Genomic DNA, 10,366 nt, shown 5'->3' with positions numbered 1-10,366 from the left:
CCGCTCACGCCACTTCTCCAACCCTCCCCCCCCCTCCCCCCCCCGGGCCCCTCCTGGGTCCCGCCGGGCCTGGCGGCCCGGCTGGCGCCCGCCGCCGGCCCCCCCCCCCCCCCCCCCCCCACGCTGCTGAGGGACGTTTAGCGGGCCGCGGTCCAGCCCTTGTAGTCCTTCAGGTTCTCGGCTGTGATCAGCTTCGGGTCGAGCAGCACGGTCGGCTCCGCCGGCTTCTTGCCGGCCAGCAGTTCAGCAGCCATCGTCAGCGACTGGCCAGCCATCACATAAGGGTCCTGCGAGGCCGAAGCCTTGATCATCGAGGTGCCGGAGGAGAGTTCCTTCTCGATATCGGGGGCGCCGTCGACGGCGGTGAAGAGGAACTCCGAGCGGTTGAGCTGCTTGGCCGCAAGCTGGGCGCCGATCGCCGTCGGGTCGTTGATGGCAAACACGGCATCGATCTTGTCGAAGCGGGTGAGCAGCGACTGGAACACCTTCAGGCCGCCGTCCCGCGAGCCTTCGGCGTTCTGGTCGTCGGAGAGGATCTTGATTTCGGGATGCTGCGCCAGCACGTTCTTGCAGCCCTTCACCCGCTCCAGGATCGACGACGATGCCGGCCCGTTGAGAATGACGTAGTCGCCCTTGCCGCCGGTATGGTCAACCAGGTACTGGCAGGCCTCTTCGCCGGCCTTGACGTTGTTGGTCATCACCGTGACGTCGGCGCCGGGTGCCGAAACGTCGAAGGCGGCGACGACGATGCCCGCAGCCTGCGCCTTCTTCACTGCCGGCGCGATAGCCTTGGCGTCGACGGCGTTGAGCATGATCACATCGACGCCGGCGGCGATGAACGAATCGACCTGCGAGACCTGCTTGTTGAGGTCATAATCGGCCGACACCGACGTCACCTCGACCTTCGGATTGATCTTCTTGGCCGCATCCTCGATGCCCTTGATGGTGGCGACGAAGAAGGGGTTGCCGAGCAGGCCGACCGAGATGCCGACCTTGTTGAGGTCCTTGGCCGAAGCAGGCGCGATGGCGAGCGACGCGAGTGCGACGCCGCAGAGCAGTTTGGCGATGGTCTTCATTGCTTTCCTCCGATTGCCCCGCGCCTCTCACGGTGCGTTACACAAACCGGTCGTTGACGCCGGCGACTAAGGTCAATCACGTTCGAGCTCCGGCCTGGAGCCTGTAGCGGTCGAGGGCGACCGCCACGATGATGACCAATCCCTTGATGATGTACTGCCAGATGTCCGAAACGCCGGCCAAGATGAGCCCGTTGGAGAGCACGGCGATGATCAGGCCGCCGATCAGCGTGCCCCAGATCGAGCCGACGCCGCCGACGAAACTGGTGCCGCCGAGAATGACAGCGGCAATGGCATCGAGTTCGTAGGACTGGCCGAGCTGCAGGCCGTTGGCGGCATAGAGCCGGGCCGCCGACATGGCGCCGCCAAGGCCAGCCAGAAGGCCGGAAACGCCATAGACGAAGAGCAGCACCAGCGGCACCTTGATGCCGGTCAGGCGTGCCGCCTCGGCGTTGCCGCCGACGGCGTAGATCCAGGTGCCGAGCACGGTGCGCTTGAGCACCAGCCAAGACAGCACCACCACCGACAGCGCGATGATGACCAGCCAGGGAATGCCGAACAGCGAACCGTTGCCGATGAAGTCGAACGGCAGGTCCGCGTTGAACACCGTCGTGTCCTGGCCGAGCAGGCGGGCGACGCCGCGCACAGCGGTCAGCGAACCGAGCGTGACGATGAACGGCGGCAGCTTGATATATGCTATGAGCAGCCCGTTGATGACGCCGAAGCCGAGGCCGACCAGAATGGCCGCCGGCACGCCGAGCAGGCCCCAATCGGGCACCAGCGATACGATCACCGCCACCATCGCCGAGGCAGCAAGGATGGCGCCGACAGACAGGTCGATGCCGCCTGTCAGGATGACGAAGGTCATTCCGGCCGCAAGCACGATGTTGATCGATGATTGCTGTGTGACGATCAGCAAATTGGTCTCGGTCAGGAAACGCGGGTTCAGGAATTGGAAGCCGGCCGCCAGCAGGATCAGTACCGGCAGCATGCCGAGGGCGGCGAAAGCCGTGCGCAACCGCCGGCTCGCGCCCGTGGCCTGGCCGCCTGCGCTGATCTCGGTCGCCTTGTCGGTCATTGCTGAGCCGCTCCCGTTGCAAGTTCCATGATTTTTTCCTGGCTGAGCGGCTCGCCCTGGCTTGCCGTCACCTCGCCCGAAATCGTGCCGTCGCGCATCACCAGCACGCGATCGGCGACGCCGATCACCTCCGGCAGTTCGCTGGAGATCATCAAGACGGCGATGCCCTGCTTGGCGAGATTGTCGATCAGCCGGTAGATTTCCGACTTTGCCCCGACATCGACGCCGCGGGTCGGCTCGTCGAGGATGACGACCCTCGGCTTGGTTTCGAGCAGCCGGGCGAGCAGCACCTTCTGCTGGTTGCCGCCCGACAGCGAGCCGGCATTGGCCTGCACCGAACCGGTGCGGATGGAGAGATCGGCAACAGCCTTGGAAGCGCGTCTTTCGGCGGCCGCGAAGTCGCGCAAGCCGCCTGCGCCCGCATCCTTCGCCAGCACGCCCATATTGATGTTGTCGGAAATCGACATGTCGAGGAACAGGCCGAGTTCCTTGCGGTCCTCGGTCAGATAGGCAATGCCGGCATCGAGCGCCTCACGCGGCGAGCCGATGGTTACAGGCTCGCCGTCGAGTTCCAACGTGCCGGATGTGCGCCTGTCGGCGCCAAAGATCAGCCGTGCAAGCTCGGTGCGGCCGGAGCCGACCAGACCCGCCAGCGCCAGCACCTCGCCTTCGTGCAGGTCGAACGAACAGTTCTTCAAGAGACGGCCGTCGGACATGCCGCGCACCGAGAGTGCCACCGCGCGCTTTTCGTCCGGCGGCCGATGGTCCTTCTTGTAGAAGGCGGACAGATCGCGGCCGACCATCATCGATACCAGGCGCGAGGCGCTGAGCTCGGCCCGCCCGAGCGTGCCGACATAACCGCTGTCGCGCAGCACGCTGACGCGGTCGGCAAGCTGGTAGACCTCTTCCATGCGGTGACTGATGTAGATGATGGCGATGCCTTGCGATTTTAGCGTCGCAATGACCTCGAACAGCCGGTCGGTCTCGCGCGAGGTCAGTGAAGTCGTCGGCTCATCCATGACGATGATGCGCGCATTGGTCGACAGCGCGCGGGCGATCTCGACCAGTTGGCGCTCGCCAAGCGACAGGCTGGAGACCACGTCGCGGGCCGAGAAAGAGACGCCGAGACGCGCGATGATCTCCGTGGCCCGCCGGGTGCACTGGTCACGGTCGACGATGCCGAAACGGCGTGGTTCGTTGCCGAGGAAGATGTTTTGCGCCACCGTCAGATTGGGCGCCAGCGACAGCTCCTGATAGATCACCGCGACGCCGCTGGCGCGCGCCTTGATCGGATCGCCGGTCACGGCGGGCATGCCGTCGATCAGGATCTCGCCGCCGGCATCCGGCCGATAGGCGCCTGAAAGCACCTTCATTAGCGTTGATTTTCCGGCGCCGTTCTCGCCCATCAATGCATGCAATTCGCCGGCATGGACGCTGAGCGAGACATCCTGCAAGGCGCGGATCGCACCGAATGTCTTGGAGATGTGCCGCATTTCCAGCACCGGCTGGCGCGCCGTCTCGACTTTGGCAGCCGCGCTCATCGCGCGCCTCCCGCCGCCGCACCGGCGATGCCCCGATCCATAGCGAAGGCATGCCAATCATCGCGATAGGACGCCAATCCAGTGAAACGCGATGCGTGCACCGGCTCCGGAACCTCGGCGGCAAATTCGCGGCCGACACTCTCGAAGGCGAGCGCCGCGGCACCCGTGGCGCTGCCTTCCAGCGTGGCGCCTTGCAGGAAGGCCTGGCTGGGGCGCAGCTCGGCCAACAACCCGGCGAGCCGGCCGCCCGTGTTCAGCCCGCCATCGACGATCACGGTGTTGTTCGAATGGATCAGGTCGAGCGACAGGTCGACCATCAGCGCGACATAGAGCAAAGCCACGGCCGCCCGTTCCTCGGCATCGGGCGTACGCCCGACCATCCGGCCGGACTGGCCGGACATCGGCCCGCCCGGCGCGAAGCTCGGCAGCGCCATGATGCCAGCGTCGATCACCCGTTGTATCGAGGACAGGCCGATTTCGCCTTGCCAGCCGCCGCTGATGGTTGCGAATTCGCGCCCGCCCATGAAACGGATGGTCGGCACCGGGCCGCCGTCGACATCGACATTGACCAGCATGTCGCGATCCTGGTCGAGCGCGTCGAGCGGGCAGTCGGGATTGAGCACGATGACCCAGGTGCCGGTCGAAACGACGGTGACCGGGCCGAGCTCCTGCCGGCGATAGGCATGCAGCGCCGCATTCGAGTCATGGACGCCATTGTGGATGGCGATCGGCCGAGCCGCGTTGCCGAGGTGCCGTTCGCCGATCACGGTGCCGGCGCGCTCGAAGGAAGGCATCCGGTCACGCCAACCCTGCGCGTCGACCAGCGAGGAAAAATCGCGCTTGCGCGGCGCCCACAGATGCGAGTGGCAGCCAAGATAGGACACTTCCGATACCGCTCGCCCGCCAAGGCGCCAGCTCCAGTATTGCGGATAGCCGAGGATCGATTTCGACGCCGCGAACGCCTCCGGATCAACCGCCTCAAGCCACAGCATGTGGCGGCCGTAGTTGAAGCCGAGCGGCAGTCGCGGTGAGAAGGTTTCGGCAAAGTCCGGAATGCAACGATCGATCCGGGCGGCAATCTCGGCCGGCGGCTCTTGCTCGTAGTCGAGGATCGGATGTGTGAGCGCCACCTCGTCGATCAGGGCGAAGGTGCAGCCATGGCCCGACACCATCAGCCCCTCGATGCCATGGCTGTCGACCGCATCGGCGACGGCATTGAGCGCCCACTCGTGGAGCGCAGCCTCGTCGAGCACGCTGAAGCCGCCTTGGCGCACCCAGTTCGGCTGGGTCCGGCGCTCATCGAGAATGCGCCCGTCCTGACCGAAGACGAACAGCTTCGAATTGGTTTTGCCGAAATCAAGGACCGCCGCCTTCACTGCATGGCTCCCGAGGATGAGGCAATCCGCACCATGACGCCGGCGTCTTCCAGCATGCGCGCGTCAGTGTCGGAGAGGCCCTCGTCGGTGACCAGCGTCCCGATGCGGGAAAGCGGCAAGGCGACGTTGCGCGCATGGATCGACAATTTGCGGCTGTCGGCCAGCACCACGATCTGGTCGGCGCAGAGGCTGAGGTCGATGATGGAGCGCACTAGCAAGGGATGCGATTCCAGCACGCCTTCCTGGCCAATGCCTTGCGCGCCGAGGAAGAATTTCGAGCCGTAGAAGGGCACGGGCTGGATGAGCGAATGGATGATGCCGGGTTCGCGATGCAGGTCGCCGCCGGCAACGGTCAGGCTGCAATGGCCGTGGTCGCTCAGATAGGCCGCCAGCGGCATCGAGTTGGTGTAGAGCCGGATGTTGCGCTCGGCGAGCTTGACCCCGAGATGGAAGCAGGTCGAACCGCCATGCACGATGACTGCATCGCCGTCGCGCACCATCGTCGCGGCAAGGGCGGCGATCTGCCGCTTGGCCTCGACCGCTAGGTCGCGGTTCTCGTCATAGGGCCTCGCATAGGCGACACCCGCCTGGGAAGCGCCATCGAGCGCCGAGATGCCGCCATAGACCTTTCGCGCCTCGCCGGCTTCGTCGATCCTGTCGATGTCGCGCCTGACCGTCGCGGCGGAAACGCCGAGCCGCTCCTGAAGCTCGCGCACCGAGGCGAACGGGCGATCCCGCAGCAGTTCAACGATCTGACGCTGGCGGCCGGAGTCGCTCACTCTTTCCTCCCGAGTGCCCTTTTCCATGGCAATTGGCGCAACTTACTCAACAGTAGCCAGATTGCAAGCGGGTTTTGATGATAGTAGATCACTATTGACGTAGATCACTCGCATCTGCGATATCAGCGCCAGTTCGATCCCGGCAACGGGATTTCGCGCAGGACACGGCCGAGCCGTCGGAGGAAAAGCGCCATGGCAACCCAAGCTGACGCGCAGGAACTGGCCGCCTTGCGGGCGCTTTCGGCCAGCATCGGGCGGAGCCCGCATCTGACCCAGGCGGCGGGCGGCAACACCTCGCTGAAAGCCGGCGACACGTTGTGGATCAAGGCCTCCGGCACCTGGCTGAAGGATGCGCTCACCGACGACATCATGGTGCCGGTGGCGATGGCGCCGCTGCTCAGGGCCGTCGAACAGCGCGACCGCGCCGCCGACCAGCCGCAGGGCTTCACCATTGCGGCGCTCAATCCGCGCGGCTTGCGCCCATCAATCGAGACCACGGTGCACGCCCTGATGCCGCAGCGCGTCGTTCTGCATGTCCACTGCGTCGACACCATCTCGCTTGCCGTGCAAGCTGATGGCGAGGCCGAGGCCGCCAGGCGGCTCGATGGCATCGAATGGGCCTATGTGCCCTATTTCCGGCCAGGCCTGCCGCTTGCCCGCGGCATCGCCGAAAAGCTTCGGCCTGATGTCGACGTGCTGATCCTTGCCAATCACGGGCTGGTCGTCGCCGCCGAAACCGTCGCCGGGGCGGAGCTTCTGCTGCGCCGTGTCAGGTCCCTGCTGGCCCGGCCGGCGCGTACGACCGCCCCGCCCGACATTGCGGCCCTGACGACACTTGCCGGCGACAGTGGCTACAGATTGCCGGCCGATGTCGAAGCACATGCGGTTGCGCTCGACCCGGAGAGCCGTCGCATGGCGGAGGCCGGCAGCCTCTATCCGGACCATGTCATTTTCCTCGGCCAAGGCTCCGCCGTCGCCGGGTCCGGCGAGACTGTGGCCGATACCATCGCACGGCTGGACACGGCGCCGGCGGCGATCCTGTTTCCCGGCGCTGGCGTACTGATGCGCGGCGATGCCAGTGCCGGAGCCGACGCCATGCAACGCTGCCTCGCCGACGTGACGGCGCGCATCGACGTCGCGGCGCGGCTGAACTATCTCACCGCCGCCGAGAATGACGAGCTGGTCAACTGGGACGCCGAGCAGTATCGCCAGAAGCTCAACGCGGCCGGCGGAGCATGATCCCGAAAAGTGGATACCGGTTTTCGGAAAAAATCATGCTCAAACGAACATAGAGCAAAGGACAGATGCCATGATGCCACTTGCCATCGGCATCGACATCGGCACGTCAGGTGCGCGCGCCGTGGCCATGCGCCCGGATTTCTCCATAGCCGGGCATTCGGCTGTTCCGCTCGACAGATTTAGTAGTGATGGCCGCGACCCGGCGGCATGGTGGCAAGCGGTCGAGGCGGCGCTGATCGAGCTGCTGTCCGGCATCGACGGCGCAGCGGTCCGCGCCATTGCCGTCGACGGCACGTCGGGCACGCTGCTGCCGATCGATGCCGCCGGGCGACCGCTGGCGGAGCCGCTGATGTACAACGACAAGGTCGCCGATGACGACATCCTGGCCAAGATCGCACGCGCGGCGCCGGCCGCAAGTGCTGCGCATGGCCCAACATCAGGGCTTGCCAAGGCGCTCCAGTTTCAGCGCCTTTCCGGCGTCGCGAAGATGGTGCACCAGGCCGATTGGATCGCCGGAAACTTCTCCGGCCGCTTCGATGTCAGCGACGAGAACAATGCTCTGAAGACGGGCTACGATGTCGAAGCCCGCCGCTGGCCGGATTGGATCGCGACGACCGGAATGCGCATGGAGTTGCTGCCGCGCGTCGTCGAGCCGGGCGATGTCACCGGCGCTCTCACCGCTGCCGCCGCGGAGCAGTTCGGCTTGCCGCGCGATGTGGCCGTGGTCGCCGGCACCACGGATGGCTGCGCCTCGTTCCTGGCGACCGGCGCAGCGACTATCGGCGACGGCGTCACGGCTCTAGGATCCTCGCTGACCATCAAGATCCTGTCCGATCGGCCGATCTCGGCGCCGCGCTTCGGCATATACAGCCATCGGCTTGGCAACGCCTGGCTGGCCGGCGGCGCGTCGAATTCCGGCGGCAAGGTGCTGGCGCAGCATTTTCCGCTCGCGCGCATCATCGAACTCAGCGCGGCAATCGACCCCACGACCGAGACAGGCCTTGACTACTACCCGCTCAGCACCGCTGGCGAACGCTTCCCGATCGCCGATCCCGCGCTGCCGCCACGCCTCACACCCCGGCCAGCGGACGATGCCGACTATCTCCAGGCGATGTTCGAGGGCATCGCCGCGATCGAAGCGCTTGGCTATGACCGGCTTGCCGAACTCGGTGCGCCTGCGCTGACATCGGTCAGGAGCGTCGGCGGTGGTGCCGCGAATCCGGCCTGGACGGCGATCCGGCAGCGCCAGCTCGGCGTCGACTTTCTGCCCGCGCTTTCCGATGAGGCCGCCGCCGGCACGGCGCGGCTGGCGCTGCAGGGTGCAAGCGAGGCGGAGTTCCTATGAGGACGAAAAACGTAGAACGTCTCGAGGGCATCGGGCCGCTGGCGGAACGCTACGACGTGCTCCTGCTCGACCAATTCGGCGTTCTGCATGACGGCACGCGGCCCTATCCGGGTGCGGTGGCGGCCCTGTCGGCACTGAAGCGCGCCGGCAAGACCGTGGTGCTGATTTCCAATTCCGGCAAGCGGGCGCAGCCCAATGAAAGCCGGCTCATAAAACTCGGCTTCGAACCGGGAAGCTGGGACCATTTTGTCTCCTCCGGAGAGGTGGCGTGGCGATCCTTTCATGACATGGCGGCATCGGGAGAGCTACGCCCGGGGACAAAATGCCTGCTGATCAGCCGCGACGACGATCGCACGGCCACCGAGGGCCTGCCTTTTATGCTGACCGAGGCCGGCGAAGACGCCGAACTGGTGCTGATTTCAGCCAGCGAGGGCGACCGCTACGACCTCGACCATTACCGCCACCTGCTCGAGCCGGCAGCGGCGCGGCGGGTGCCATGCTTCTGCACCAATCCTGACTCCGTCATGCTGACATCCCTCGGCCCACGCTTCGGCGCAGGCAGGTTGGCGGACCTCTATGAGAGCCTGGGCGGCAACGTCACCCGCATCGGCAAGCCCTACAGGGCGATTTTCGACGCAGCACTGGCGCTGGCAGGCGAGCCGGACCGCGGCACCGTGGTCTGCATCGGTGACAGCGTCGAGCACGACATATCAGGGGGAAACAGCGCCGGCGTCGCCACGGCGCTGGTGCTCAGTGGAATACTGGCGGACACACCGGATCTCGCCGCCGTTTTCGACGAACAGCAGGCGTGGCCGGACTACATCACGGACAGCTTCAGCTTCCGCTGACCGCTTCCAGCATGCGCCGTGCGCTTTCCTCGTCAGTGATCAGGATCGTTGGCGCGATCAGGGTCATGGCGCCGAGCAGCGCCTCGGTCTTCTCCGCACCGCCCGAGGTGAGGATGCGGATCGGCGCCTTGCGCAGGCGATCGACATCCACCGACATCACGTGGCTGTTGACGGGATGGTCGACCAGATCGCCATTGCGGTCGAAGAAATGGAACAGCAGGTCGCCAACGGCGCCACGCGCAAGCAGGGCCTCCCGATCCGCCTCCTTGAGAAAGCCGCCTAGAGAGAAGGTTGTGGCCGAGGCGATGCCGCCGACGCTCAGCAGAACGGCATCGAGCACGTTGGCCATCTCAAAAACCTCCTGCAGGCCGCAGCGCTCGACCAGCGCGATCTTCGTCTCGACGCTATCGACCACGGCCGGCGTCGGGATCAGATAGCCGTCGCCCTGGAAGATCTGGGCGAAGCGCCAGGCGAACTCTGCCGGGTTGTAGCGCCGCACGACGCCGACACCGCCAAGCAGCGAAATGACCTTGAAGTCGGTGAGCGACTTGGCACTGATGAAGGGCAGGCTCGAAAACAGCGTCCGGCCCCAGCCGACGCCGACGCGCATGCCGGACTTCATCGTGTCGGAGAGAAAGCTGCCGGTCTTGGCGCTGATCGCCTGGACCGGATCGGCATTGGGCGCGGAAAGCGGTGCCACCAGCGCCTGTTGCAAGCCGAACGTCTTTTCCAGCGCGCGCTCCAGCCGGACGATCTCCGACAATTCGCTCTCAATGCTGATTTTGACTTCATTGCGTGCGCGGGCATCCGCCAGCATGCGCACGATGGTGACGCGGCCGACGCCGAGCACATCGGCGATCTCGTTCTGCGTCATCTGCTCGACGAAATACATCCAGGCGGCGCGGATCCTGAGGCGATCCGTCCGGCTTTCGCCGGCGACCTGCTCGGTTGCCTCGCCGCGGCCGTCGCCGTTTTCACCCTGTCGTCGCCTGCCCACGCGTGTCTCTCCCCCTGCGGCGAAGGACGAGCGCGCCGTCGCCGATTCTGCATGCTGGTCTAGTATCGCCTATTGATCTACCAATCGATA

9 protein-coding genes are annotated in these 10,366 nt (G+C 65.7%); 3 read left to right on the top strand and 6 right to left on the bottom strand.

Translation table 11 applies throughout. From position 1 onward, the window contains the following. Positions 1-137: 137 nt before the first annotated feature. The 5 genes from NKI20_RS29485 to NKI20_RS29465 form a co-directional block, all read right to left on the bottom strand. Entirely contained in the window at positions 138-1,076 is a 939-nt protein-coding gene (locus tag NKI20_RS29485) for an ABC transporter substrate-binding protein (protein ID WP_023757323.1), read from the bottom strand. 76 nt (positions 1,077-1,152) lie between these two features. Further along, positions 1,153-2,151: an ABC transporter permease subunit gene (locus tag NKI20_RS29480; protein WP_023757324.1), complete on the bottom strand. Its 999-nt coding sequence runs from the start codon at positions 2,149-2,151 to the stop codon at positions 1,153-1,155. Then, positions 2,148-3,692 carry a sugar ABC transporter ATP-binding protein gene (locus tag NKI20_RS29475; protein ID WP_352837129.1) on the bottom strand — a complete coding sequence of 515 codons (1,545 nt, stop codon included), beginning with the start codon at positions 3,690-3,692 and terminating at the stop codon, positions 2,148-2,150. Before NKI20_RS29475 ends, NKI20_RS29480 begins: the two co-directional genes overlap by 4 nt. Further along, positions 3,689-5,068, bottom strand: a complete 1,380-nt coding sequence (locus NKI20_RS29470; protein WP_352837126.1) for an FGGY-family carbohydrate kinase — start codon at positions 5,066-5,068, stop codon at positions 3,689-3,691. The genes NKI20_RS29475 and NKI20_RS29470 overlap by 4 nt, the downstream gene beginning before the upstream one ends. Beyond that, positions 5,065-5,847: a DeoR/GlpR family DNA-binding transcription regulator gene (locus NKI20_RS29465; RefSeq protein ID WP_352837123.1), complete on the bottom strand. Its 783-nt coding sequence runs from the start codon at positions 5,845-5,847 to the stop codon at positions 5,065-5,067. Before NKI20_RS29465 ends, NKI20_RS29470 begins: the two co-directional genes overlap by 4 nt. Positions 5,848-6,039: 192 nt before the next feature. Here NKI20_RS29465 and NKI20_RS29460 point away from each other — a divergent pair, with 192 nt between their 5' ends. The 3 genes from NKI20_RS29460 to NKI20_RS29450 all read left to right on the top strand — a co-directional run bounded on the left by NKI20_RS29460 (position 6,040) and on the right by NKI20_RS29450 (position 9,279). Continuing rightward, positions 6,040-7,086, top strand: a complete 1,047-nt coding sequence (locus tag NKI20_RS29460) for a class II aldolase/adducin family protein (protein ID WP_352837120.1) — start codon at positions 6,040-6,042, stop codon at positions 7,084-7,086. Positions 7,087-7,156: 70 nt separating this feature from the next. Continuing rightward, positions 7,157-8,431, top strand: coding sequence for an FGGY-family carbohydrate kinase (locus NKI20_RS29455; RefSeq protein WP_352837117.1), 1,275 nt, complete (start codon positions 7,157-7,159; stop codon positions 8,429-8,431). Next, complete coding sequence (locus NKI20_RS29450) at positions 8,428-9,279, top strand: TIGR01459 family HAD-type hydrolase (protein ID WP_352837114.1); 852 nt, start codon at positions 8,428-8,430, stop codon at positions 9,277-9,279. Before NKI20_RS29455 ends, NKI20_RS29450 begins: the two co-directional genes overlap by 4 nt. Here NKI20_RS29450 and NKI20_RS29445 read toward each other — a convergent pair. Further along, positions 9,266-10,276 carry a sugar-binding transcriptional regulator gene (locus tag NKI20_RS29445; RefSeq protein WP_023757331.1) on the bottom strand — a complete coding sequence of 337 codons (1,011 nt, stop codon included), beginning with the start codon at positions 10,274-10,276 and terminating at the stop codon, positions 9,266-9,268. The two genes, NKI20_RS29450 and NKI20_RS29445, sit on opposite strands and share 14 nt — an antisense overlap. Positions 10,277-10,366: the final 90 nt, after the last annotated feature.

The organism is Mesorhizobium sp. M0830 (genome assembly GCF_040319965.1).
Classification (GTDB): Bacteria; Pseudomonadota; Alphaproteobacteria; order Rhizobiales; family Rhizobiaceae; genus Mesorhizobium.
Note: the sequence above shows the minus strand (reverse complement) of the source record. Positions and strands in the feature narration are given on the sequence as shown.

Excerpts from the sequence above, each read along its gene's own strand:
- NKI20_RS29480 (WP_023757324.1), bottom strand. The coding sequence starts at position 2,151 with ATGACCGACAAGGCGACCGAGATCAGCGCAGGCGGCCAGGCCACGGGC.
- NKI20_RS29475 (WP_352837129.1), bottom strand. The coding sequence starts at position 3,692 with ATGAGCGCGGCTGCCAAAGTCGAGACGGCGCGCCAGCCGGTGCTGGAA.
- NKI20_RS29460 (WP_352837120.1), top strand. The coding sequence starts at position 6,040 with ATGGCAACCCAAGCTGACGCGCAGGAACTGGCCGCCTTGCGGGCGCTT.
- NKI20_RS29485 (WP_023757323.1), bottom strand. The coding sequence starts at position 1,076 with ATGAAGACCATCGCCAAACTGCTCTGCGGCGTCGCACTCGCGTCGCTC.
- NKI20_RS29455 (WP_352837117.1), top strand. The coding sequence starts at position 7,157 with ATGATGCCACTTGCCATCGGCATCGACATCGGCACGTCAGGTGCGCGC.
- NKI20_RS29450 (WP_352837114.1), top strand. The coding sequence starts at position 8,428 with ATGAGGACGAAAAACGTAGAACGTCTCGAGGGCATCGGGCCGCTGGCG.